This is a genomic window from Vibrio frigidus (genome assembly GCF_042465995.1).
Classification (GTDB): Bacteria; Pseudomonadota; Gammaproteobacteria; order Enterobacterales; family Vibrionaceae; genus Vibrio.
Map to the genome: position 1 here is coordinate 153,313 of NZ_JBCDMC010000005.1, position 24,164 is coordinate 177,476.

Annotated in this window: 23 protein-coding genes; 12 read left to right on the plus strand and 11 right to left on the minus strand. The window is 39.8% G+C overall.

The genetic code is table 11. From position 1 onward, the window contains the following. Positions 1-73 precede the first annotated feature (73 nt). Entirely contained in the window at positions 74-682 is a 609-nt protein-coding gene (locus AACW90_RS10200) for an AraC family transcriptional regulator (RefSeq protein WP_390233876.1), read from the minus strand. A 242-nt stretch (positions 683-924) separates the two neighbouring features. Here AACW90_RS10200 and AACW90_RS10205 point away from each other — a divergent pair, with 242 nt between their 5' ends. After that, positions 925-2,034 carry a 1-acyl-sn-glycerol-3-phosphate acyltransferase gene (locus tag AACW90_RS10205; RefSeq protein ID WP_390233878.1) on the plus strand — a complete coding sequence of 370 codons (1,110 nt, stop codon included), beginning with the start codon at positions 925-927 and terminating at the stop codon, positions 2,032-2,034. Between the two features lie 90 nt (positions 2,035-2,124). Here the strand turns inward: AACW90_RS10205 and AACW90_RS10210 are convergent, their stop codons facing one another. Both AACW90_RS10210 and AACW90_RS10215 read right to left on the minus strand, forming a co-directional pair. Continuing rightward, positions 2,125-2,712: a hypothetical protein gene (locus tag AACW90_RS10210; RefSeq protein ID WP_390234335.1), complete on the minus strand. Its 588-nt coding sequence runs from the start codon at positions 2,710-2,712 to the stop codon at positions 2,125-2,127. A 121-nt stretch (positions 2,713-2,833) separates the two neighbouring features. Further along, positions 2,834-3,145, minus strand: a complete 312-nt coding sequence (locus AACW90_RS10215; protein ID WP_390233881.1) for a YfcZ/YiiS family protein — start codon at positions 3,143-3,145, stop codon at positions 2,834-2,836. A 255-nt stretch (positions 3,146-3,400) separates the two neighbouring features. Here AACW90_RS10215 and AACW90_RS10220 point away from each other — a divergent pair, with 255 nt between their 5' ends. Then, positions 3,401-3,868 carry a TetR family transcriptional regulator gene (locus tag AACW90_RS10220; RefSeq protein ID WP_390233884.1) on the plus strand — a complete coding sequence of 156 codons (468 nt, stop codon included), beginning with the start codon at positions 3,401-3,403 and terminating at the stop codon, positions 3,866-3,868. A gap of 77 nt (positions 3,869-3,945) precedes the next feature. Here AACW90_RS10220 and AACW90_RS10225 read toward each other — a convergent pair whose 3' ends face one another. Further along, positions 3,946-4,200: a YgjV family protein gene (locus tag AACW90_RS10225; protein ID WP_195705218.1), complete on the minus strand. Its 255-nt coding sequence runs from the start codon at positions 4,198-4,200 to the stop codon at positions 3,946-3,948. Between the two features lie 304 nt (positions 4,201-4,504). Further along, positions 4,505-4,819: a DUF496 family protein gene (locus AACW90_RS10230; protein ID WP_195705217.1), complete on the minus strand. Its 315-nt coding sequence runs from the start codon at positions 4,817-4,819 to the stop codon at positions 4,505-4,507. A gap of 199 nt (positions 4,820-5,018) precedes the next feature. Here AACW90_RS10230 and AACW90_RS10235 point away from each other — a divergent pair, with 199 nt between their 5' ends. The 6 genes from AACW90_RS10235 (at position 5,019) to AACW90_RS10260 (ending at position 11,293) form a co-directional block, all read left to right on the plus strand. Next, positions 5,019-5,192 carry a hypothetical protein gene (locus tag AACW90_RS10235; RefSeq protein ID WP_390233888.1) on the plus strand — a complete coding sequence of 58 codons (174 nt, stop codon included), beginning with the start codon at positions 5,019-5,021 and terminating at the stop codon, positions 5,190-5,192. A gap of 76 nt (positions 5,193-5,268) precedes the next feature. After that, positions 5,269-5,934 carry a YceH family protein gene (locus AACW90_RS10240; protein WP_390233891.1) on the plus strand — a complete coding sequence of 222 codons (666 nt, stop codon included), beginning with the start codon at positions 5,269-5,271 and terminating at the stop codon, positions 5,932-5,934. 3 nt (positions 5,935-5,937) lie between these two features. Further along, complete coding sequence (locus tag AACW90_RS10245) at positions 5,938-6,231, plus strand: GIY-YIG nuclease family protein (RefSeq protein ID WP_390233894.1); 294 nt, start codon at positions 5,938-5,940, stop codon at positions 6,229-6,231. Positions 6,232-6,355: 124 nt separating this feature from the next. Then, positions 6,356-7,498, plus strand: coding sequence for a conjugal transfer protein TraF (locus AACW90_RS10250; RefSeq protein ID WP_390233897.1), 1,143 nt, complete (start codon positions 6,356-6,358; stop codon positions 7,496-7,498). A 139-nt stretch (positions 7,499-7,637) separates the two neighbouring features. Then, on the plus strand, positions 7,638-8,735 hold the full coding sequence (locus AACW90_RS10255) for a substrate-binding domain-containing protein (RefSeq protein WP_390233899.1): 1,098 nt from the start codon (positions 7,638-7,640) through the stop codon (positions 8,733-8,735). Beyond that, positions 8,732-11,293, plus strand: coding sequence for a LuxQ periplasmic sensor domain-containing protein (locus AACW90_RS10260; protein ID WP_390233902.1), 2,562 nt, complete (start codon positions 8,732-8,734; stop codon positions 11,291-11,293). The genes AACW90_RS10255 and AACW90_RS10260 overlap by 4 nt, the downstream gene beginning before the upstream one ends. A gap of 14 nt (positions 11,294-11,307) precedes the next feature. On the opposite strand, the gene AACW90_RS10265 is transcribed toward AACW90_RS10260, so the two are convergent. The 4 genes from AACW90_RS10265 to yccS all read right to left on the minus strand — a co-directional run bounded on the left by AACW90_RS10265 (position 11,308) and on the right by yccS (position 15,073). Further along, positions 11,308-11,964: a PilZ domain-containing protein gene (locus AACW90_RS10265; RefSeq protein ID WP_390233904.1), complete on the minus strand. Its 657-nt coding sequence runs from the start codon at positions 11,962-11,964 to the stop codon at positions 11,308-11,310. 128 nt (positions 11,965-12,092) lie between these two features. After that, positions 12,093-12,374 (minus strand): hypothetical protein, encoded by a 282-nt coding sequence (locus AACW90_RS10270; RefSeq protein WP_390233906.1) that lies wholly within the window; start codon positions 12,372-12,374, stop codon positions 12,093-12,095. Between the two features lie 130 nt (positions 12,375-12,504). Beyond that, positions 12,505-12,669: a hypothetical protein gene (locus tag AACW90_RS10275; protein WP_390233909.1), complete on the minus strand. Its 165-nt coding sequence runs from the start codon at positions 12,667-12,669 to the stop codon at positions 12,505-12,507. A gap of 241 nt (positions 12,670-12,910) precedes the next feature. Then, positions 12,911-15,073 carry a YccS family putative transporter gene (yccS, locus tag AACW90_RS10280; protein WP_390233910.1) on the minus strand — a complete coding sequence of 721 codons (2,163 nt, stop codon included), beginning with the start codon at positions 15,071-15,073 and terminating at the stop codon, positions 12,911-12,913. A gap of 190 nt (positions 15,074-15,263) precedes the next feature. On the opposite strand from yccS, the gene helD reads away from it, so the two are divergent. Continuing rightward, positions 15,264-17,333 (plus strand): DNA helicase IV, encoded by a 2,070-nt coding sequence (gene helD, locus AACW90_RS10285; RefSeq protein ID WP_390233912.1) that lies wholly within the window; start codon positions 15,264-15,266, stop codon positions 17,331-17,333. 13 nt (positions 17,334-17,346) lie between these two features. Next, positions 17,347-17,715 carry a VOC family protein gene (locus AACW90_RS10290; RefSeq protein WP_390233915.1) on the plus strand — a complete coding sequence of 123 codons (369 nt, stop codon included), beginning with the start codon at positions 17,347-17,349 and terminating at the stop codon, positions 17,713-17,715. 60 nt (positions 17,716-17,775) lie between these two features. Here the strand turns inward: AACW90_RS10290 and AACW90_RS10295 are convergent, their stop codons facing one another. Further along, positions 17,776-18,231, minus strand: coding sequence for a methylglyoxal synthase (locus AACW90_RS10295; protein ID WP_195705204.1), 456 nt, complete (start codon positions 18,229-18,231; stop codon positions 17,776-17,778). Positions 18,232-18,321: 90 nt separating this feature from the next. Further along, on the minus strand, positions 18,322-19,326 hold the full coding sequence (gene torT / locus AACW90_RS10300; RefSeq protein WP_390233918.1) for a TMAO reductase system periplasmic protein TorT: 1,005 nt from the start codon (positions 19,324-19,326) through the stop codon (positions 18,322-18,324). Between the two features lie 88 nt (positions 19,327-19,414). Between torT and torS the strand changes: the two genes are divergently transcribed. After that, positions 19,415-22,306, plus strand: coding sequence for a TMAO reductase system sensor histidine kinase/response regulator TorS (gene torS / locus AACW90_RS10305; protein WP_390233921.1), 2,892 nt, complete (start codon positions 19,415-19,417; stop codon positions 22,304-22,306). Positions 22,307-22,453: 147 nt separating this feature from the next. Next, positions 22,454-24,103 carry a SulP family inorganic anion transporter gene (locus AACW90_RS10310; RefSeq protein ID WP_390233923.1) on the plus strand — a complete coding sequence of 550 codons (1,650 nt, stop codon included), beginning with the start codon at positions 22,454-22,456 and terminating at the stop codon, positions 24,101-24,103. Positions 24,104-24,164: the final 61 nt, after the last annotated feature.

Consider the following 24,164-nt stretch of genomic DNA (forward strand, 5'->3'; position numbering starts at 1 on the left):
TCTGATGAGATGTGCTCCTACATGGGGTCTCTCTAGCGGTTCGTTTCTTTGTCTCGCTTGGAATCAAACGAGTTTAAAGAGATGCTCCAAAACCAAATTCACACAAGCCAGCAAATTCTTGTTGTGAAACATCAAATAGTTCTAAAGCAACCTGTTCGGGTTTCTTTCCAGAAAGCACACGCTTGCGCGCTTCTCTTAGTTTTAATGAGAAATGGATTTCGGCATCTAGTCCCGCGTTATTGTTTGGTGCCCAAGCGTTAAATTTCTGGCTTAGTTGATTCATTAGTAACTGAGGTTTGGTATTTTTCACCTCATGACGAACGACCTGCAGTAAAACCTGATGGTAATCGTTGTCGAGAGACGAATCCATCAGCAAGCTAAATGCATTCTCTGTGATATCACTTGCTTCAACAAAGCCAACTTTATTCGTAAATGAGTCGGCAAGTCGTTGAGAAAATGCAATAGTTGAAACGTTAGACAAAGGAAAAAAGGTCGTTGAAACTAAGCAATCAGCAGGTATCCAAAAATATTGACCTGGTTCTACAGCGTATTCATTCTTGCCCACCTTTATCAAAATCGTGCCTTGAGTGACGGTCATCAGCGAATATTTTAAGGTCTTTCTTCTTGATGAAATAGTGATGTAGGGATGAGCGATGTTTTCAAACTGAATAGAGTAGTTCATAGTGACCTCGAATAATTCGCCGCTAGGTTACCTGTTATTTGACATAAAGCCAATATAGTTAGCACTAGAGCTAACCTAACCTAATGATGCAATCCTGACGTCAGGTTAGTTGCGGTATCACTCATAATGAGCAATTTTCAATACATACTCTGGTCGGACCATGATTAAATGCCAATACTAATGCTGAATATAAGCCAAAGAGTGCGTAGAATTAGCCCGATTTTAAAATAATGAAGAAAAATATGAATTCTGAAAAAGATGTTTACCAAGAAATTCGACCATACAATGATTCAGAAATTAGTGGCGCTATTGATCGTTTGGTTTGTGACCAAGAGTTTGTCAGTGCCATTATTAATCATCGTTTTGCAACCAAACCTGTGTGGCTAAAGACGCTTCTCTCTCCCTTTGTGAAGATCACTTTAAAAACGAAATGGGGCAAACTAAAAACGGTAGCCGATGTGCAATTGGAGGTTGAAAAGTATCTTGCGAATACACTTCGAAAAACAACCGATGGTGTGGTTTTTGAGGGACTTGACAGCTTAGATAGCGATATTCCTTATTTGTTTGTGTCGAACCATAGAGACATCGCGATGGATCCTGCACTCATCAATTATGGTTTATATCATAGTAAGCACAAGACAGTCAGGATAGCGACTGGAGACAACCTACTTAAAAAACCATGTGCGACGGAGCTGATGAGGCTAAATAAGAGTTTTATTGTAAGGCGTTCTATTAAGGCACCAAGAGAGTTGTTGAAAGCGCTGGGTTTGCTGTCTTCTTATATCAAAAACTCATTAGAGACAGGAAATTCCATCTGGATTGCTCAACGAGAAGGTCGAGCTAAAGACGGAAACGATATCACTGAGCCTGCAATACTTAAGATGTTTCATGTGGAAGGTCGAAAAAGAAAGGTGGGATTTGGCGAATATATAAAATCGCTAAATATTGTTCCGGTTGCGATCTCATATGAGAATGATCCATGTGATTTAGACAAGGCTAGAGAGCTTGACGAAAAACGGAATAATGGACGTTATGAAAAAACTGAATTCGAAGATATTGAGAGTATCGTCAAAGGTATTGTCGGCCATAAAGGCAGGGTATCGGTTTGTTTTGGTCGTGTCATAGAGAAAGAATTTGATAAGCCAGAAGAGCTCGCCCTAGAAATAGATAAGCAGATAAGTCAGCTGTATACGCTTTATCCTGTTAATCTTTATGCTGCGGGCATTGAAGACGATTCTATAACAGATAAAGTTAAACAAGATTTCAAAGACAAACTAGACCAGTTGTCAGATGGGGCGAAGAAAGTATTGACTAATATGTACGCTAACCCGGTTCATAACAAAGGGCAATAAAAGGAGCATTACGCTCCTTTTAGTTATTAAATTTGATGTGATTTTTGGTTGGTCGTTGAAAGAATTGTATTAATTTGGATCTGTTTTGACTTATCTAGCCACAGCGCCACCAAGGGAGAGATTTTTCGGCCAGATTTTGATGATATTACCGCCAAGAAATATATTGCCGTCAACCGTCATGGTTTCTGGGAATGCATTTATCTTAGATCCACCAATGTACAGGTCGCCTTTTACTATAATGTCATTGGGTAATTCTGCTAACGGAGTACGAATAACACTCAAATCACCATTGACACTCAATCTGGCTGGCAAAGATTTAAGCTGCGTATCGGTAAAGTTAATGTAACCGCCTACACTAATACCTACAGGCCATGCTTCGATTGTTGCGCCAAGAAAATTGGCATAGCCTTTAATTTTAGTGCCTCTTCGAATCTGCTTAAGTGCGCTGTTTGAAGCGTCTAAATTACCATTTACCACTAGGCCTTGTGGGAGTTTTTCTATGCTTGTTTTTGAAATATTTAGATTACCTTTCACGACCAAACCAGTTGGTAAGGATGTATAAGGTTTGTTTCGAAGATATAGATTACCGTAACTGTCCAAATGATTCAGTATTTCATACTCGTCAAGCGGCGTAGCAATAGAAGCTGAAGGTAGAATCAAGCAGCAAAGAATGAGTATTGTTTTATTAAAATACATGGGCAATTTCTTAATGATTTTATTACCTATCGGCACAGAACTGAAAAACTGAAGACGTGGTGTAGAAACGAGCTAAAGATATTAGCCCGTTGATATTTGAAAGTTAGCGACTGATCGAACGAGACTTGAGCTCAAAAATCAGTTTTTCAGCACTTACTTCAAACTTGAACTGGACATGCAACTCTTTCGCATCGTCGGCAATTGGACTCGTATCATACTCAACATTTGTACAAACGTCTTTTGCTAATGCTATGTATTTGTCGAGCTCAGTTTGTAGAAGCTGCTTGGACTGAGCGAATATAGATACGTCAGCAACCTCGTCACCTTCTCCAATGATAAATCCTACTTCAGCAGTAACACCACACGCCTCACAAAGTTCATTTTCTGGGTCAATACCATTTGTATCTTTGGTCATAACAATTCCTCTTACTTAAAGTCGCTCTATACTACATTAGCTACTTGATAGATAACCAGAAAAATATGCCCAGTTTAGTTCAAGAGCGAGTTGAAGAAAGACCTATTAGCAAAGTTGCATAGCAATAGTTTCAGGATGCCAATCATCTATTCGGTAAAACCATTTAATGTACGTCAAATAGTACGAATGGCTATATCTAATATTGCCATTTTATTGATCGTGAATAGTTAATGACGTCGTTAGAAGAGGTGATATATGCCAAAAAGAAGTAAAGCTGAAACTAAGGTTACTATCCAAAGAATTTTAGATGCTGTTGCCGATCAGTTGCTGAGGTTGGGTTACGACAAAATGTCGTACACGACATTAAGTCAACAGACAGGAATTTCAAGAACAGGAATTAGTCACCACTTCCCTAAGAAGCAAGACTTTATGTTGGCGTTAGATGAGCGCATATATGGGATGCTAGTATCTCATTTAGATTTGGATGATAAATTAGAAACTTTCTCGGAAAGTTGGGTGAGCTCTCTAGGCAGACCTGAATTTAAATCGATTCTTCGCATTATCTTCCATCATATTGTTGCTTTTGAAAATGGTGAAAAACCGGTACAGGAAGGTATTGATAGGCTATACAAATTGCTAAATAATAGATATGGCAGCGAAAGTAAACGAGAATTGGAGTGGCTTATTGGAAAGTCGCTGGTTGAGATAAGTTTTACTGCGTGAGCTAAGACAAATACTATTCCAACGAGTCAACGAGTCGGGATAGTATTTGTCATATCACCATAAATAACAGTGGTAACTTAGACTTTTATGGCATCCATTACGTTTAATTTTTTTTCTTGATACATCTTGAAGAGGAAATAAACGTTTACGCAAGCAATAAAAGCATTAGTCGCCACAACGGGCATTGCCCCAATCATTACACCGTAAATGACAAAAAATGTACAACCAACAAAGTTTAGAACGCGTAATTTTACGATGTCTTTCATTGTTAATGAAATAGCAACCATTATAGAAGCGACGTAACCCATAATTTCAATCATATTAAATTCCATTATTAAATCCTCATTTGAATGCCGATAATTCGGTACCAATTCTTCTCTTCGTGAGATATACGAGGAAGCTCCGTGCCTCGAATGGTTCTACTTGTTAATTGGCGCTGAATATATCAGGTACAAGAGTGTGAGGAAAGCCACAAAAATGGGTTTTTAGTAAGTTAGCGATTACGCAAACGTTTAACAAAAGAAAAGGCGTATTTGATTACTGAATCTATTGAAAATTTGTATAAAAAAACCTCAATATTGGTAACCCAATTATTGAGGTTTACTTTATGTACTATAACGTTACATTGCAGAGAGGTTATTTTTTACCTTGAGATTGCTTGTCGACTTCGGTTAGTTCTCTAATACGACGACTGATTTCACGTCGTGACTTTGAGATCTCTGCGCTGCTAATAATGTGATCATCGACACGATCTTCGTAATCGGCTTTCATGTTCTTAATAATAAGAACAATTTCGTCGTGTGACATTTGAGGTTTGATATAATCTAACAGGTTGTCTAATAGCTCCACGCGTTTGGTATTATCACGGACCTTTTTTTCGTTGTCTTGGAGTTCACGCTTTAATTTATTTTTGCGACGAGCTTGATTCACAATCTCAAAAACGTTGTTCATGGCGGTATCTTCCTAAATTTATGTAATGTTGTTAACTCGCTAAAGCATATCAGACGTTTTGAGAACAGTCATATCATAAATGGAGAGAATTTCACTAGCTACTAAAAGTAAACTGAGGTAAGGATTGTTATTCGATCAATATGTGGTTATAAAATAGAAATCAAATCAGAGGTTGCGGAATCTAACGATAATCATACATATGCAAAAAATAAACAGTGAATCTAATCTCAAAGTATCGTTACGGCTACAACGTGCTTACTTAAAGGCACGGGAAGAGCAAGACCTTGTCGAAGTCGATTTAAACAGAGCTCGTATTATTTTGGTCGATAAAAATGGTAAGTTAATCAAAGAATTACATAAGACCGAGCACTAGTTAAGGCTGCGCATTTTCTGGGTGAACATATCAAATTGCCAATTAGTTACTCAATATATAACCACAAGGAATGAGTATGAAAATTGAATTGTCAGCTATCGAAGCACGAGTTATTGGGTGTCTTTTAGAAAAAGAAGCGACGACTCCTGATCTTTATCCACTCACATTAAACAGTTTAACCAACGCATGTAATCAAAAAAGCAACCGCGAACCGGTCATGTCGCTGAGTGAAAGTGATGTACTAGACGCGGTTGATAACCTTATATCAAAACGTATGGTAAGCGATGAAAGTGCGTTTAATAGTCGTGTCTCAAAATATCGACATCGTTTCTGTAACACTGAATTTGGTGATCTGCAATTTACTCAGCAAGAAAAAGGCGTGGTGTGCTGTTTTCTACTTCGAGGAGCACAAACACCAGGTGAGTTGAGAACTCGGACGAACAGACTATGTCAATTCACCGATGTAAAAGAAACGGAAGCAGTGTTAGATAAATTGTCTGCTAATGATGTTGAATCGGCAATTGTGGTCAAGCTACCCAGAGAAGCGGGTAAGAGGGAATCACGTTATATGCATCAGTTTTGTGGAGAAGTTGATCTAGACGCTTTCTCATCAGTACCTGAAAATCAATACGAAGGTGTTAAACAGCGAGAAAATCAGAAGCTTCTTGAACTAGAAGAAGAGCTTGCCCTAGTTAAAAAAGAAGTGGCGGAGTTACGCGAAATGTTAGAGCTGCTACTTTAGTCTATGTCTGATTTAGCTAACGAACAATCGAACACAAGTTGGTGGGTATACCTAATCCGCAATAACAGAAATGCCCTGTATTGCGGAGTCACTAACGACTTGGAACGTCGATTTAAAATGCATCAGGATGGAAAGGGAGCGAAGGCCTTAAAAGGTAAAGGACCATTAGTTTTAGAATGGTCTCAAGAGCTAAATAATAAAGTTTCTGCCATGCAATTGGAATATAAAATAAAACAATTAAAAAAGATCGATAAAGAGACATTGGTCAGTAATGGTTTTGTTTTCCCCCAAGTGTGATTTATTTTTCTGGCCGCTATTTTTAGACCGATATCGCGAAATAATCTATTTTTACTGTTATTATATATAATGCTCATCAATGGAATGAGCCTTATATATAATTAATTTTACAGTTGAGATGTCTATGAAAACGATGAATAAGATTGGTTTGGCTATCGGTGTGGCGACAATGTCTAGTTCAGTCCTTGCCGCTACGCACATTGCGGACAGTCGTGGTAATGGTATGGGAAACACTGGTGTGGCAAGCGCTGACTATTTGGTTGCCCCTTTTTACAACCCTGCATTAACCGCGCATTATAGAGAGTCCGACAGTTTTGCGTTGTTAATTCCTGGTATTGGTATGACAGCAAGAGATAGCGAGGACACGCTTCAGGAAATAGATGACCTTCAAGATACTATAGATCAATTTAAAGCTTCTCCTGACCAATCTAACATCAGTCAACTTAACAGCCACTTGGATGATCTTACGGGGAATAAGCCATTAACGGTTACCGCAACAGCGGGTATTGCTGTTGCGATACCCAACGCTTTGGTTGCTGTGAATTTTTTTGGTCGAGGTTATGTAGAAATAATTGCAGAGACCGATATCGCCTCATTATCCGAATCTGGGGGTGATACTCAAACTCGATACGAAAACTCGAATGTAAACCTTGCTGCATTTGGCTATACAGAATATGGAGTATCGTTTGCGAAAAAACTGGTGATTAGTGGGCAAGAATTTTCACTTGGTATCTCGCCAAAATACCAGGAGCTTCGAACCTATTCAGATATTGTAAATGTCGAAGATTTTGACCTAGATGACTATGATGAAAGTGAAGTTAACGACACCGCATTTAATTTAGATTTAGGTGCGGTTTGGTACAAGGAGCAGTGGAGAGTCGCTTTTGCTATAAAAGATCTGTTTAAACAGGAAGTCAACACCGCCAACTTAAATTACAAATATGAGCTTACACCTCAAGCCACGTTAGGTTTTGCCTATTCTTCTCGGTTGTTTACCGCGGCTTTAGATGCAGATTTGACCGCACAGACTCGTTATGCCAACGTTGATGATGACACACAATTTGTCCGTTTTGGTTTAGAAGGAAATGCTTGGGATTGGTTGCAACTCAGAGCAGGCTATCAAATTGACCTAGAAAACACGATCGACAATATGGTTACAGCAGGCGTTGGAATATCACCATTCGATGTTGTTAATATCGATGTAGCAGGTTCGTATGCCGGTGAAAATGAATTTGGAGCTTCAGCAAATCTAGCGCTTACATTTTAAATCAGTATCTAATTGTCACAATTTTAGACGCTATCGGTATCTGCCGATGGCTTCTTTTTAATAGATAGGCCTTTAAATGTTGCTATAACCCATTACTCTCTATTATGATTTGAAGACACACTCTTATCTAGGGCGTTTAATGAAGGTCAATATAGCTCAATTGTCACTGGTGGCTTGTCTCTATTCATCCTACAGCTTGTCGGTTGAAGTGCTTAGTCCATATTGGAGTTATTCTGATTATCTAGATTCTCAACCAGAACAACAAAGACTGACAAGCGAATTAGCCTTAACGATAGACAATAATCCTGTACTTTTGCAAGTCGTACAAAAAGACCCTATTCATATATCGGTGGTCTACCCTGGGGAACAGGAATCGGACTATTGGCGGAGGAATATTCTCGCGTTTGAACAACGGTTAATCGAACTTAATATTACATATTCTCTTGAACAAATATTCACTCGACCTAACGCAGACGTAAGGCAACAAAACTCATTTCTAAACAACGCCCTTAAGAAAAATACGGACTACCTAATTTTCACTTTAGAAACAGGTAGGCATAAAAAGTTTATTGAACACGTTTTGCATAACTCCGATACTAAACTCATCTTACAGAATATTACCACACCCGTGAAAACGTGGGATAAGAAGCAACCGTTTCTATATGTAGGTTTTGACCACCTTGTGGGCAGTTTAATGCTAGCCGATTACTTTAAAAAGGCGTTACCCCAAGGCGCAGAGTATTCGATGCTGTATTACTCTCAAGGCTATATTAGTGCCGCTAGAGGTGACACTTTTATTGATGCTATGGCAAATAATCAAAGTTACAAACTCACTTCTTCATACTATACAAAAGCAACGAAAGAAACGGGCTATATCGCCGCAAAATCAGCGCTAAGTCAGGCACAAGGAATAGACTTTCTTTATGCCTGCTCTACCGACGTAGCGTTAGGTGCCATCGACGCAATAAAAGAGTCAGGAAACACTCAAATTAAGATTAATGGCTGGGGTGGTGGTTCCGCTGAACTTGATGCTATCGCTAATGGCGATTTAGATGTCACTGTTATGCGAATGAACGATGATACAGGCGTTGCAATGGCAGAAGCCATAAAGTGGAATATAGAAGGTCGAGAGGTACCCACCGTGTATTCGGGGAGCTTCGAACTTATTACTAAAGAAGACAGTGCGGAAAAAATCGAACGTTTAAAAAAACGGGCTTTTAGGTACTCTGATAAATGAAGTTAATTAAAAGAGAATCTAAGCCACGATCGATGGTTAATCTGACCGTTCGTCTCATTTTTGTTGTGTTTACACTGCTTATTGCTCTTCTCTTAGGTTTCAGTTACCAATTTAGTTCTACAGCAGTAACCCAAGAAATAGAACGCAATATCACTCAAACAGCGTCATTGTTGCAAAACCTAATCGATTATCGATTGGGTACGATGCAATCCAATCAAAATAGTCAGACAAACAGCGTCACTTTGTCCAATTTTGTTGAATCTGAAGATATATCCAAAATTGACGATTACTTTATCTCTATCGATCAAGCGAATTTGAAAAACTCACCAGATTTTCGATTTATCTCAAAATCGCAATCGCTTTTCTGGGATGACGGCAACGCGTCGTTTTTTGGGATAGATCAACGCCACCTAGATAAGCTCGTACGCGATGTTGCTTATAGCGATAGTTGGCATTTCATCGCACTATCAACTAATTCTGGAGAACGACATCTGTTAATAAGGCGGATGCCAGTTGTAGAAAGCAACAGAGGGGAGGTATTAGGTAAATTATTTATCGTCATGGTTCTTAACAACAACTTTGCTCTAGTTGAAAACCTAAAAAATACCAGTAATACGACGGATGTTGTTTTAATGGTGAATGGAAAACCGGTTGCTTCAACGGTTAAATTAAATAGGGACCTTTTGATTCGGATCCAAGAATCTAAAAGGCCTTCCCCAGTTTATAATAGTACGTTGATGGCAAATAGTATTGACGTCAAAGTAGATGGTGTTATTAGCCCAATTAGCGTCTATTCGTTGCAAGATAACCAGAATTTCTTATCATTAGAAGACAACTTCAAGATCAGCCTCATTTTCTCATTCTTCTCAATTGTCATATCGGCCTTTTTGGCAAGATTTCTCATTCATAAAAGAATTACAAGTGAACTTACCTCTCTGATGGCATATGCAAAAATTGCCCGAGATGAGCGGAAGGTGTCCAAATTTGAAGGTTCAATCGTGTCTGAATTTGACCACATTGGTCATACGTTAGAACATACCTTTTCGGAACTATTAGAAAAAGAAAAGTTATTTCAAGATCTGTTTAACTTCGCATTATCTCCGATAGTGGTTTGGAATGGCGATGGAAAAATTATTCGGATGAACCCTGCGGCAGAAAAGGCATTCAGGCTGGATGATGTGCATAATGAAGGCGACTATCAAGCGTTCCAAATGAGAATTGTCGCTCATATAAAAATGGTTGCTACGGGGGCGGTCTTAACTGGTATAAAAATCCCAATTAGTAAAACAGTTTATCTTTGGAACCTATCACCGATCTCTTTAGACGATGAAATACACACTATTATTGGACAGGGATTGGACATCACTTCTCTCGTCGAAGCGGAAAGGCAAAGTAACCTTGCTCGCGTAGAAGCAGAAAAAACAGCAACCGCGAGAGCTGAATTTATGGCACGAATAAGTCATGAAATCCGAACACCATTAAACGGCATATTAGGCATATCTCAGTTGCTGAAAAAGAGTACACACAGGCAAGATCAAGCAGAGAAAATTGACGTGTTATGTCAGAGTGGAGAGCATCTCCTAGCGGTGTTAAATGACATATTAGACTTCTCAAGAATTGAACAAGGCAAACTTAATATAGAAAAAAGCAGCTTCGTTTTAGCGAGCTTGGTTAACACGATAAAAAATATATATTCGCCGCTATGTGATGATAAGAATATTAAACTCAATGTGAGCAACCAAGTTCCACGTGAGACAATGATATTGTCAGACCAAGTTCGCCTTACTCAAATACTGTTTAATCTATTGAGTAACGCTCTAAAATTTACCCATTCAGGGCAGATTGACGTTATATTCTCGATGTTATTAAATCAGCAAGGTAAAACACAATTAAACATTGAAGTTAGTGATACAGGCATAGGTATTTCGGACCAAAATCTACAGACTATCTTTGACCCGTTCACCCAATCAGAGAGAACCTCGATAAGAGAATATGGAGGCAGTGGTTTAGGTCTTTCTATAGTGAAGCTGCTAGTTGATATGCTTGAAGGCGAAGTCAATATTACGAGTAAAGAGCACATTGGCACAACGCTGCTATTACGAATTCCTATTGATGAACAAAATGAATGGCAAAGTTTGGATACAACATATAGAAATAATAGGCCTATCGAGCTATTTGACAGAAAATTGTCCATGCTTTTGGTAGAAGACAATAAGACCAATGCATTCATTGCGAAAGCGTTCTGCGAAAAATACGGGTTTACTGTCGATTGGGCTGAAGATGGTGTTACCGCATTAGATCAACTGAAAAAGAAAACGTTTGATCTCATTATGATGGATAACCAAATGCCAAATATGGATGGGATTGAAACGACACAATTGATTAGAGATGACATGGGTCTTATGACTCCGATAATAGCGTGCACAGCGGATGGTTTTGAAGAAACTAAACAGGCATTTTTGGCAGCTGGAGCTGATTTTGTTTTAGTAAAACCGATAAAAGAGCGCCCACTGCGTGAGGCGCTTTTACTATTCAAAGCAAATTTTATTGATAGGTAGCAAAGTAAAAGATCTCAATTATCGAACGACAATTCTAAAATTTCGTACTTAAGGTCATTTTTAATATCGATAGTTTTCTCAAATCTAATGCCGATCAATAACCCTCCTGCATGGCGCCGAATATTAACGATGTGGCACGGTGGAATATCTTTAGGAAAATGGGTGAGTTGGGGGATGATGGTCACAATGGATTCTTTCGTGATGTCCAAAGTCTTATTTAAATAGATGCCACAACCAGACGCTGAAAGATCTCGTAGTGTTCCATTTACCTGAGTGTCATGGTGTGTAACTGCAACGGGTATATTGAGTTTAAAGCGTTTGTTTTCGCGGATCGGTTTCGATTCAAAACTGTAGGGAATACGGATAAAAATTAGCCATGTAGGGCGAGAAATGATGGTGATAATCTTAGTTTTAAATGCAATGATATGACCCAACTCAGTGTCCGTAATTCCCCTAATGACAACGGCGACATTACTTGTTTTACGGGTAATGAGGTCTTCCACCGCCTTTTGGTTCATATCGAGTAACATGAATTGATTTTCTTTGACACCGACTAAATTACATTGAAGGTTGTACTCATCATTAGGACCGAATTTGATCGTCACCGACAGACGCATTCCAAACTCTACGTACTGTTTGATTTCGTTCGTGCTATGTTTTTTCGTGCTCATGTGTCCCTTGAACTGTGTGTACTTCCTGCGTCCAATAGATTAGCGGTATTCGATGAAGTTTTGTAGGAAATTTTTCAAATAATGGCGGTTGAGTCAGTGTTGAAGGAAGAGGAACTCGAGCTCGAGTGTTATACATGGGTATCTAAAACCGTACCAATTATATCATTAGAACGTTGGATTAAGCTCGCGCCAGCTTGATTATAGGTTTTCGCTTGTTGAAGTTTTACGAAGGAATCTTCGGTAGAAGGTGTGGGTTTTTCTTTAATAACTTCCATCTGTTTATTATCTATTTTGTTAAATTCGAGATTACCTGATTTATTAGAGTCAGTTATTTCGCTCGCCGCTTCATCGGAAAGAACTTGGGAACGTTGAATTAGTTGGTAACCAGAGTTTATCAATGATACAGACATCATATTCTCCTTAGATCGCACTTAAAGGATAATCGTGTTTGATGATAGTTACAAATTATTAGGTCTAAATAGGGTGAAAGTAGCAAAGGAGCAATGATATTAACAGAGTAGAAATGACGAAAAAGTAGAATTAACGAAATAAACTAGAGATAAGATCGAGCTCTTCAGCCGTGACCAAAGTTTCTTCTTTGCGTTCTTCAAGTTTAGACTCTATATCATCTTGTAGTTTTTTGAGTTGTTGAGGAGACAGCAACTCTACACGAGTCTGAAATTCCTCAAATTGTTTCTGGCCCATTCTACCTCTCCTATACACTTGCTTTTAACGTTTACCTATAATGATTGTTGACTCAATCTGATTATCCTCATGTAGGGAATCCTTCTTCTACAGTAGATAATATAGTACGGAGTATGGTTACTAATGTACGAGCAATGTCAGGAGTAATCAGGTGAATGTTAAAATTAGCTGGCCGATCAGGTTAAAATATAGACGATTCATGGCAGTATAAAATAAATTATGCTGATAATATGCACAATTATCATTGTTGAGTTTTACTTCGATTGGCAAAATTGTTGGCCAAGGATTGCAGTTCTGGCAACATGCGATAAATTAAATGCAGTTGTTGTAAAACCATTCTTGCTGACCCTTCTTCGTCTTTCCGCCACTCGGAAAGTTTGCCTTCGATATCACTATAGTTTTGCTGATTGATCAGCGATTCGCAGTCGTTGAACAATTGAGTATTTAGTGCGTCTAACGCGCCATGTATTTCTCGATGAGCTTCTAGAATTAATAGGTGTGTAGAGTTGTCAGAAATTCGTTGTCTATGTGCGCCAAGGGCCGATATATAGCTTAAAAGAGCGTGGTTTAAAGTCAAGAACCTGAAACTGTCATCGACGGATGACCGATATTTGCCCGGTTCGACTAACATATTGGTGATGGCAGAACTGAGTAGTGACGCTTGATTATGGGCGTGACGCCGTGCAATCCGATACGCCAAATCGTTATGTTTTCCAATTCTATATTGGCCGATAATCTGCGCAAGATAGGATTTGTTCGCGCAGATAGATTCCGCCATAACGCCATGTAATCTTTTAGATTGCCAATCAGGCAAAATATAAGTGACCGCACCTACTGCCAGTAAACAACCAACGATAGTATCTGTTAGCCTAGGCAATATCACGGCGTATCCCTCACCCAATTGATTAAAGCAGAATAAGACTAAAATAGTTATAAAGGCAGTGGCATAGCTGTAATTATTGAGTCTAAACACAAAGAAGGCGACACCAGACAGAACGATGACAACCAACTGACTTAGCAATGAGGGAAAAAGTGACAACAGTACCACACCAATTAATAACCCCGCCAACGTTCCGACTACCCGAGATGTCAATTTCTGTTTTGTCGCACTATAATTTGGCTGGCATACGAACAGTGTTGTAAGTAATATCCAATAGCCCCTTTCTATTTCGAAAAATTGAATGATCCCGTAACCTAAAGTCAAAGCAATAGACAGACGAATAGCGTGCCGAAAGAGCAGTGATGACGGGTTGAGGTTAGATTTCACTCGCAACCACATCTCTTTAAAAGTATGAGCGTCGGTGTCATCGAGAATATCGTTATTTTCTCGATTAATGGCGTCAGGGTTACTGACGTTTGATAACAGCTTTTCGATGGTAGAAAGGTTTCTAAAAAGGTAATTGAGTTGTTCTAGAAGTGGGTCGAGTTGCCTTTCTTGTTGTAATTCGAGATATTTAATTGACCTCTGAATATCTTCAAGAGCGCGGTTTGAGTCCGCACTATGCTCATAATTAGTACCAGAGTTAATACAAGACGCAATTTCCGCACAAGAATTGGATTGTATATCGATCAGGTATTTGAAGCGGAACATGATGTCTGAATGAATAAAACTCGTTGCTAAATCTTGGTATCGATAGTGACTGGAGCTTATCCTTTCATGGATATCTTGGGCTAGGAAATAGATTTTGAGAAAGCGGTCGCTTGGCCCATCTACAATGCCACGATTTGAGCGGGAAAGTATGGTTTGCTTAAAATTGTTCAACGCCTCTACTGTATCTACGTTTAACCTTGCTTCTTGGATTCTAAAAGGCTGTGGGATCAGATCGATATTCGGGTGGAATAGATGCTTCTTTGCATCAAAATAGTTTGAAAGTTGTGTGAATACGGCTGCTAGACTTTGCTGTACAGGTCGTAATGGCGCAATGCTATACCAAACGGTAGAGCTCAGAAAATACCATGTTGAACCGGTGAGAAGTAATGCAGGTTGTTGCCAGATGTTAATGCTTTCGTGAGCCCCTAACATGGTGTAGATAGCGATGAGTAGAGAACCAAACGCTATTTTAGCGTACCTCGGCCCAATAGCACCAATCATTATAAATCCAATAGAGGACGAGAAAAGGCCAATGGCAAAAAATATGGGGAAGTTAAATAAGAGTTCGATTGAAAATGTGGCGATAACGAAGCAGAGCAGAGTTAACGTTTGTGCCTTAATCCTCCCCTTAAAATTGTCATCCGATTCAGCTAAAGCAGCCGCAATAACACCCAGAATCAGTGGTGTTGCGAACTCCTGCATCTGAAAGTACCAACAAGGGATAGTAACCCCAAGTAAAGTGATGAGTATAAGGACGCTATGGTTAATAGCGGGAATAACCCATAGTCGTTTAACATTGATTAAAAAAGGCACAAAAATAAGCTTCTTTATAGAGAACCATTCAGAATTAAGATTTTGCTTGAATAGCACAATAAATCAATGAAAAAATGAATAAATTTTTCTTGGTGCATATTCAATTTCTCATCTTGGTTAGCTATTCAGGAGAAAATAGTTGTATTATTTCAGCTTGAAAGTATTTGATTTATTTAAGAGTGTATAGGTTATGGAATTAAAGGCGACTGAGAGTGCTCAGTTTTTTGTCCAAAAAGAATACAGCCATGTATTGATTGAAGATGACTACCTAATTATTTCATCCTGCAATACAGAGGAAAGAATCCCATTTGCTGTATGGAGTGGCGATGTCACTTTGGAAAGAGGCCTTCTTTGGGGGACCCTAGTTTTCCATGCGCATTCTGTAGAAAACACCTCAACTGCTTGGCTTGTGCAAGGGTTACCTTGGGACGAATGTAAGACATTCGCTAAATACGCGGTGCATACCTATAAGGAATGGCACTCTGAGCAGTGCAGGCATCTAAGAGATCATATTCCAAAATGGAACGAGAGTTTAACTCTATTAAAGAAACAGCCTGCCTATTTACCTGATTCTGATGTATATATTTGGAGAGAAAACGTATTTTCTCAGCTTAGAGAGATGAGAATATCAATCGATGAGGCAACGCAGAGAATGCCAAACGCGATGAAAGATATTGTGTCTTGGCTGACAGAGGTAGAGCGCTTGGTTGATGATAGAAATGAACGTTGGCTTGAAACTGAAAGGTTAAACTGGGAGGTTTTGTTTTCTCAGATTGAATCGTCGCCTTTAAATGTGTCTCAGCAACATGCCGTTCTACTTAATAATGATAATAACCTTGTGCTTGCAGGTGCTGGGACAGGAAAAACGAGTGTCTTAACTGCACGCATCGCTTATTTGTTGCAGAGTCATCTCGCTCAGCCCAATCAACTTCTTATGTTGGCCTTTGGCAAAGATGCAGCAAAAGAGATGAAGGGGCGCTTAAGAGACAAGGTTGGGTCCGGTGCGTCAGATGTGACTGTGGATACATTTCATCAACTTGGGCTTAGCATCATCACCAAAGTAGAGCAACGTTCTGTTGAACTGTCCCCATTTTCTACTGACCCAAAACGCAAACTAAAATGGTGCAGCGATTGGCTAAGAAGCCATTGGCAAACTGACTCAAATTTGAAACGGTGGCGAAAACACCTTTCGGTTTGGCCGATAGCTTACCTAAAAGGTGATGAAGAATTATCTGGTCAATCAGAAAACTTGAAACTCATTAACTGGCTAGTGAATCAGCTGGATCCGCTGTGCAGTACTCACCTATCTAAGAAGCAACTGCAGCAAAAATTAATCGACCAACTTGAGTATCCAAGGTTGAATAGTGAACTTTCATTGGTTTGGCCGTGTTATCTCGCATGGCAACAGATGTTAAAAGAAAACGATCAAATAGATTTTTATACCATGATCACACGAGCAACAGAATACGTAGTGAAAGGTAAGTTTTTGTCGCCTTGGCGTTACATTATGGTTGACGAGTACCAGGATATATCACCAGACCGTATTGCACTTATTGATGCACTCTGCACCAATAAAAAAGGAGAGATGCAATCGACGCTTTTTGCGGTGGGAGACGATTGGCAATCAATTTATCAGTTTGCAGGTGCTGATGTGGATCTGACTACAGGGTTCGCTGAGCGTTTTTCAAGTTCGTCGGTCCACTATTTGGATACTACCTACAGATTTAATTCTATGATTGCAGAGGTTGCTAATCGATTTATTCAGGAAAACCCCAATCAACTGGATAAAGAACTAAACAGCCATTTTGTGCAAAAACAGAAATCTGTCACTATTTGCTCAAATAGACGAATTGAACCGATCCTTGACCAACTTCATCGAAAAGTAACCCAAGAAAAGACTGTGTTATTGTTGGGACGAAATCACTATCACAAGCCAGAGTTATTCAATGAGTGGAAAAAGAATTTTTATAACTTAAAATTAGAGTTCATGACGTGCCATGGCAGTAAAGGCAAAGAAGCGGACTACGTATTTGTTCTTTCCGTTGATGAGGGGCAGTTTCCAGCAATCCAGCGTCAAAGGCATTTGAATTTGGTTCTTTCTGAAGGAAGTGACGATTATCCTGATGCGGAAGAGAGACGTCTATTCTACGTCGCGATGACACGAGCGAAAGAGAAGCTTTGGATAACTCATGGTCCTCAGGCGTCCTCTTTTGTCAATGAACTGATTAGTGAGAACTACCCAGTTATCAAGAAAAGTTAATAAGGAGAGTATCATGTCAAACCATGTTGAACTGAAGCATAACACCATCAACTATATTGAATATGCTGCAACAGATTTTGTTAAAACCAAAGCATTTTTTAGTCGTGTGTTCGATTGGACTTTTGAAGATTATGGTGAAGAGTATATGGCGTTCTCAGGTGATGGCTTAATGGGAGGCTTCTATTATTCCCAAGGCGTTTCGGTGCAAGAAAAAGGGGGCGCATTGCTTGTTTTTTATAGCGAAGATATTAATAAAAGCCTATCCGATATTGAGGCTGGAGGTGGAGTAATTAACCGAGATATTTTTGAATTCCCTGGTGGGCGACGTTTTCATTTTATAGAACCGAGCGGCAATGAAATGGCGGTTTGGAGTCACAAATAGTTGATAGAGATGTTAGCGGTATTGAGCAAAATAAAAAGGGAGCAATACGCTCCCTTTTTGCTAGGTTCTTTCAGCTAAATAAGCTTGATAATCTGGAATTTCGATAACAACTTCTTGTTCGAGCAAACTAGATTCAAATAAGAATTTTGCGGATGCTCGATTGGTTGCTACCGGGATATTCCATACGCTAGAAATTCTTAATAAGGCTTTCACGTCTGGATCATGCGGAACGGAATTTAGAGGATCCCAAAAAAAGATAAGCATGTCGATTTTGCCTTCAGAAATCAGAGCACCTATTTGCTGATCTCCGCCCATCGGGCCAGAGATCATACTCTTAATCGCTAGACCGGTCTCTTTACTTAACATACTACCTGTTGTACCCGTAGCATATAGGAAATGGCTCTGAAGTTTATCTTTGTTCTCTTCCACCCAACGCAATAGCTCAGGTTTGTAATGATCATGAGCCACAAGCGCGATGTGCTTGTGTGCAGGAATGGTTCTAGTCGTTGTTTTCATTTGCTATTCCATATAATTACAATCGATTAAATAAGTAATTTTGACAAAATCAATTGCTGTTAACTGCATTCGTTTTTTGTCGCTATAAGGTCAGTTCTTTTCCTTGGAAACTGAAAATATGGGTCTAAATTCAGAAGGCGAAAGTGAATCTTGTATAACCGTTTTTTTTAATGAACTGGCCGTCAGTGGTTCAATTTGTGGCGTTTGATTTTGATTGTATGGTTCACCGTTTAGGTAGGCATGTGCTTGCCTAATCGATAGCCGTCCCTGCAGTACCATTTTGTCCGTGGAAGAAAAAAGTACTTTGTTACGCAATAGTGCTCGGTAGATGCCATGGCTAAAATAGAACGAAATAAGTCCAACTTCATCTCCCTTTCCGGCGGTTCGTACTTCGCTTATCGCCGCTTCTATTGCGACTGCGCTGCCAACGATATAGTCAACATCTGTTCGCTCAAGAACTTGTTGTACAAGGTTTCGTTGTAGTTCTTTATCGTTATCTGCCCATAATGTATTGATGATGGACACGTCAGAATCTTTAATTGCGTCATACATGCCTAGATTACTGGGCTTGGTTCCGCCACTCATTTTGGGGCCAGGAAGCCAAGCAATGTTAACCTTTCCAGAACCCAATGGATGCTTCTCTGCGAGGTATTGACCAGCATTATATCCCATCCAATACCAATCTACGCCGACAGAACCCTTAAACTGAGGTTTATCTTGTTCGCCTACAACGAGCTTATTGACCGTTGAAAATAGTGGGATATCGCCAATGAGTTTTGCTATTTGGTTCATGTAGGCTTTCGGTGCCACGGTGCCTAGTATTATCGCATCAGCACCCCATTCACGGCAACCAATCAACTGCTGCCGTTGCTTATTAACGTTGGGGTATCCACCTGATTCAAAAACTTTCAAGTCGATGCCAAAATGTTCGCTTTCGTTTACCATGCCGTAGTTTACAGATAACCAATAGGAGTCTTTTAGGTGCGGGTAAATAGCGCATATTTTCTCTGTCGCTAGAGCCAAACTTGACGTGCTTAGTAAGCCTAGTAATAGGCCTATAATTTTAATAGGTAATTTTCTCAAGCACGACTTCATAGATAGTGGGATAGGTTATTGATATTCACCTAGCAAAATATATCCTATTGCGTATAAGTAAGGAAGTATTCATTTTAAGGCTCAAAATATGTTATTAGCGTCAGCCAGTATAGGTAGAAAATTGCTGCTGTCCTTTGCTTCAATGGCAAGTCTGTTAATTTTAGCGGTAGTAATTGGTGCTTCGGGTTTTTCTTTTGTCGCTGAAACAGAAAAGCAAGTGATTGACTCGTCGGTTCCTGCGATGATTCAGGCAAGAGAAGTGTCAGAACAAAGTTCTAAAATATTGTCGTCTTTAGGGGTGCTATCTAATGCTCAAACAGAAAGAGAAAGGCAACAGGCCGGGGCACTGTTATTTTCTCAACTAGAAAAGTTATTAGATAAAATCAAGCTTCTTGGCGACAAACCATTTGACGTGGCGATATTAGAGCGACTAGAAAGCAAGGTGCAAAATGTAATAGACACTATAGTAGAACTGGGTGTCGTAGTAGAAGAAAAACTACTTTTAGATCACGTCATTATTTTGCAAGTAGAAGAGATGCGCCAACTCGCGGTTGAATTAGAAACTCTAACTAGAACTCAGGTTTTGAATACCAGCACTATTGCTGTTGCTAATATCACCAATATTTATAATCTCATCGAGAAACAAGATAATGAAACGGTTTACAGAGCGCTCGATAATCTAATCGAAGTCGATTTAGATTTATCTGAGCGGTTACATGAATTGCACCTACTCGCGTTTCAGATGCTGGCTCACATCGAAGAAGCACGAGCCGTAACAGACTCCTCGCGTATACAAAAGCTTAGAGCTGAATTTGAACATAATATCGACATCATTAAGCGTCGTATTTTGTCCGTGGAAGATCCTACCCGTTCTAGACAGATGCAAGTGCTAGTCAGCAAATTAGAACAAAGAAAAGAGGTGTTTGATAATCTAGATTTGCGTTATGAAAACAGGCAAAATGCGGAAAACTTGATGGTTCTAAACCTAACGCAGTTATCAGAGTTGAATAAAACAGTGAGCTTATTGGTAGATGAATCAAACAGCGACACAGCGTTGGCGATTAAAGAGTTAGGTGAAACGTTAACTTACGCAAAGTGGTCGTTGATTGTACTTTCTTTGCTTGGATTAGTGGCAGTTAGTTTTATTCTCTGGAATGTTGTGTATCTCTCTGTCGTCAAAAGATTGCACATCTACTCAGATGCGATTCGCTCAGTAGCAAATGGTGATTTGGCGTTCGATATTGATGTCAAAGGTAGCGATGAATTGGCGCAAATGGGTAAAGCTATCGTTATTGCTAGAGATACCGCTGAACAGCTTCAAATCGTTGCAGCCAGCGATGCTGTGACCAAAAATGAATTAGAAGAGCATAAAGCACATCTAGAGGAAACCATTACCCAACGAACGAAACAACTTAGAATGGCAAATGAGAAACTCAACCAGGAAGTATTAAAGCATAATCAAGCAAGGATCGAAGCAGAGCAAGCAAATCGAGCTAAAACTGCCTTTCTTTCTACCATGAGTCATGAGATCAGAACCCCTATGAATGGCGTGCTCGGTACCGCGACGTTATTGGATGAGACACGTTTAAATAACAAACAAAAACAATATGTCGATGTAATTAATCGTAGTGGTAACACCCTGTTGGGCATTCTAAACGATGTGCTTGATTATTCAAAAATTGAAGCGGGATTTTTGGAAATTCGCGAAGCACCTTTCAACCTTTCTGCTCTTGTAACTGACGTTTACCAACTTCAGAAGAGTAAAGCGACAGAGAAGCAGCTCGGTTTCTCTATGAACGTTGACAAAGAAGTCAGTGGCTATTGGTTAGGCGACGCAACACGAATAACTCAGGTACTAAATAACCTTGTAAGTAATGCCATAAAATTCACATCAACAGGGGACGTGAGCGTCAGCGTCTGTAAGGACTCGCGTCACCTCAGACATATTCTTTTTCGTGTTATCGATGCAGGGGTAGGTATATCGGAAGGCGACAAATCGAAACTGTTTGATGCATTTACTCAGGTTGGCAATGCAAAAGCAAAATTAGGTGGAACAGGGTTGGGTTTAGCGATTAGTCAAAAAATAGTCACTGCTATGGGAGGGTTTCTAGAGGTAGGGTCAGAGCTCGATCAAGGCAGTGTATTTAGCTTTTCTATCCCGCTAGAAGTCTCATTAGAGACAATCAAACCGAAGCCTGTGATAAAAGACCAAACCAACCTTGTTGCGAAGATCTTATTAGTCGAAGACAACCCTGTTAACTGCCTCGTTGCTGAAGGTTTTCTGACCAATAAGGGCCATCAAGTGGTTATTGCAGAAAATGGAGCACAAGCAAGAGCTCTGTTTAAGAAGCAACACTTTGATATTGGCTTGTTAGATATCAATTTACCCGATTGCAATGGTGTAGAGCTTATGGCTGACCTGCGATTGATCGAGGCCGAAACCCTTGACAACGTAGTGAAACGTATTCCAATGGTTGCCATTTCTGCCCATGTGTTTAGTGAAGAAGTGCAGGGCTATTTGAAAGCGGGGTTTGATGACTATCTGCCTAAGCCTTTAGATAAAAACAAATTACTTATCCTTGTGCAATCGATTCTAAAAGGACGAATACTTCAACGACCGCAACCTCTCCCTGAAGTAGAAAAGCATCAAGAGTTGGTGGATTTACATGTATTAGATGAAGATTGTAAAGTTTTAGGTGTAGAGAAAGTGCTTGAATTAATAAAGCTATTTGAGACAAGCAGTCTAGAGATCGTCAAGCAATTAGATCAAGCCGTGATTGAACTAGATCCTGCTTTGGTGAAGCAATTAGCGCACAAACTAAAGGGCTCTGCGGGTTCTATGGGAATGAATACACTTTATGCTACTTGCCTTGAGGTTGAATCCAATGATTATCCAATTGAAACGTATCAACAACAAAGAGAATCGCTGATTTCAATAGTAAAACGGTCAATTAGACTGGTAAAAAATGCAAGGCAATGAAGTGTTTATAGGCATCAAATTGCAGTCATAAATACATATAATTAGTTGGTTATGATCAAGATTTTATAGTTTACTTGCTGTTATAGTCACCGCTATCAGATCAAGCCCTCTTAAAGTAGAGGGAACTTGCAGTGTTAAGGTTAAATAATGATAGCGTTAAAAGAAGCATATACAGCGGGATTGCTAAAACAAAAATATTGGTTAAATAACGTGTTGTCAGGTGTCATCGTTGGGGTTGTCGCGTTGCCGTTGGCAATGGCATTTGCGATTGCTTCAGGTGCTAAACCCGAGCAGGGAATTTACACGGCCATTGTTGCAGGATTCTGCGTATCTATATTTGGTGGTAGCAGGCTACAAATAGCAGGCCCTACTGGGGCTTTCATCGTAATCTTGTCTGGCATTACTGGTGAACATGGCGTTATAGGGTTACAGATTGCGACATTCATGGCTGGTATCATACTATTTATATTTGGCTTAACGAAAATGGGCTCGATTATTAAGTTTATACCAGCCCCTGTCATTGTCGGATTTACTGCTGGTATTGGTGTCATCATATGGATAGGCCAGTGGCGGGACTTTTTTGGCCTACCAGTCGTTACCGGAGAACATTTTCATCAGAAATTTGCCCATCTGATCCAATTGTTGCCCCAGTTTCATCCAAGTACCACAATGTTTGGCATTGTTTCTCTATTCATTCTTCTTATATGTCCGAAATTGCGATGGACTAAGAAAATACCGAGCCCCCTGATAGCGCTCGTATTAATGACTTCATTGCAGGCCATGTTTCAGTTCGAAGGTATTAAAACGATAGGGAGTGCGTTTGGTGGAATTCCTTTAGGCTTGCCTACATTCGAACCTCTATCCTTCGAGTGGAGCCAGGTAATAACGCTTATTGGGCCAGCGTTTGCAATTGCTATGTTAGGCGCCATAGAGTCACTATTATCTGCTGTCGTCGCCGACGGTATGGTAGGGACTAAGCACAACTCTAATCAAGAACTCGTTGGTCAAGGCATCGCAAATATTGTTGCGCCATTATTTGGTGGTTTCGCTGCGACGGGTGCGATTGCTCGTACAGCTACAAACATTCGTAATGGTGGTAATAGCCCGTTAGCAGGTATCGTTCATGCTATTACGTTGTGCGTTGTACTCCTTGTGTTGGCTCCCCTGGCTGACAATATACCGCTAGCTACTCTTGCTGCTATTCTCTTTGTTGTCGCGTGGAACATGAGCGAAGCCAAACACTTTGTTAAAATGATGCGAACTGCACCTCACGCCGATGTTGCTGTCTTGGTTATCACTTTTACGTTGACCATTTTTGCAGACTTGGTCGTTGCGGTTAATATTGGTGTGATATTAGCAACATTACATTTTCTACATCGCATGGCTTCAAGTGTGGAAGTGTCATTGCAATCGTCAGATCCATTGAATGATGAACAAGTCTTGGCTGGGGAGCGGCCCCTGCCCAAAGATACGGTTGTCTATAACGTTGATGGTCCCTTTTTTTTCGGCGCTGTGGATAGTTTGGATAGAACATTAGCGGAAACGTTAATAATACCCGAATTCCTCGTTATTCGTTTGAAGTGGGTTCCATTCATCGATATCACAGGTATTGAGGCTCTTGATAAAGTGATCAGAGAATTACAAAACCGTGGAATACGCGTGATGGTGTGTGGTGCTAACGCCCGTGTAGAGAAAAAACTCAAGAAAGCCGGTGTGTTGGACTTAATCGGTGTGTATTACTACTTTGCAACCTTCGACAGTGCTGTAAATGCGATTCGGGAAAGACAAATTGATTAAGTCTTCAAACGTAAGGTACGTAAGCCATTAAAAATGTAGTAGATAAAGGTGATTAAGTTGA

Excerpts from the sequence above, each read along its gene's own strand:
- AACW90_RS10200 (WP_390233876.1), bottom strand. The coding sequence starts at position 682 with ATGAACTACTCTATTCAGTTTGAAAACATCGCTCATCCCTACATCACT.
- AACW90_RS10205 (WP_390233878.1), top strand. The coding sequence starts at position 925 with ATGAATTCTGAAAAAGATGTTTACCAAGAAATTCGACCATACAATGAT.
- AACW90_RS10215 (WP_390233881.1), bottom strand. The coding sequence starts at position 3,145 with ATGACCAAAGATACAAATGGTATTGACCCAGAAAATGAACTTTGTGAG.
- AACW90_RS10220 (WP_390233884.1), top strand. The coding sequence starts at position 3,401 with ATGCCAAAAAGAAGTAAAGCTGAAACTAAGGTTACTATCCAAAGAATT.
- AACW90_RS10225 (WP_195705218.1), bottom strand. The coding sequence starts at position 4,200 with ATGGAATTTAATATGATTGAAATTATGGGTTACGTCGCTTCTATAATG.
- AACW90_RS10230 (WP_195705217.1), bottom strand. The coding sequence starts at position 4,819 with ATGAACAACGTTTTTGAGATTGTGAATCAAGCTCGTCGCAAAAATAAA.
- AACW90_RS10235 (WP_390233888.1), top strand. The coding sequence starts at position 5,019 with ATGCAAAAAATAAACAGTGAATCTAATCTCAAAGTATCGTTACGGCTA.
- AACW90_RS10240 (WP_390233891.1), top strand. The coding sequence starts at position 5,269 with ATGAAAATTGAATTGTCAGCTATCGAAGCACGAGTTATTGGGTGTCTT.
- AACW90_RS10245 (WP_390233894.1), top strand. The coding sequence starts at position 5,938 with ATGTCTGATTTAGCTAACGAACAATCGAACACAAGTTGGTGGGTATAC.
- AACW90_RS10250 (WP_390233897.1), top strand. The coding sequence starts at position 6,356 with ATGAAAACGATGAATAAGATTGGTTTGGCTATCGGTGTGGCGACAATG.
- AACW90_RS10255 (WP_390233899.1), top strand. The coding sequence starts at position 7,638 with ATGAAGGTCAATATAGCTCAATTGTCACTGGTGGCTTGTCTCTATTCA.
- AACW90_RS10260 (WP_390233902.1), top strand. The coding sequence starts at position 8,732 with ATGAAGTTAATTAAAAGAGAATCTAAGCCACGATCGATGGTTAATCTG.
- AACW90_RS10265 (WP_390233904.1), bottom strand. The coding sequence starts at position 11,964 with ATGAGCACGAAAAAACATAGCACGAACGAAATCAAACAGTACGTAGAG.
- AACW90_RS10270 (WP_390233906.1), bottom strand. The coding sequence starts at position 12,374 with ATGTCTGTATCATTGATAAACTCTGGTTACCAACTAATTCAACGTTCC.
- AACW90_RS10275 (WP_390233909.1), bottom strand. The coding sequence starts at position 12,669 with ATGGGCCAGAAACAATTTGAGGAATTTCAGACTCGTGTAGAGTTGCTG.
- helD (WP_390233912.1), top strand. The coding sequence starts at position 15,264 with ATGGAATTAAAGGCGACTGAGAGTGCTCAGTTTTTTGTCCAAAAAGAA.
- AACW90_RS10290 (WP_390233915.1), top strand. The coding sequence starts at position 17,347 with ATGTCAAACCATGTTGAACTGAAGCATAACACCATCAACTATATTGAA.
- AACW90_RS10295 (WP_195705204.1), bottom strand. The coding sequence starts at position 18,231 with ATGAAAACAACGACTAGAACCATTCCTGCACACAAGCACATCGCGCTT.
- torT (WP_390233918.1), bottom strand. The coding sequence starts at position 19,326 with ATGAAGTCGTGCTTGAGAAAATTACCTATTAAAATTATAGGCCTATTA.
- torS (WP_390233921.1), top strand. The coding sequence starts at position 19,415 with ATGTTATTAGCGTCAGCCAGTATAGGTAGAAAATTGCTGCTGTCCTTT.
- AACW90_RS10310 (WP_390233923.1), top strand. The coding sequence starts at position 22,454 with ATGATAGCGTTAAAAGAAGCATATACAGCGGGATTGCTAAAACAAAAA.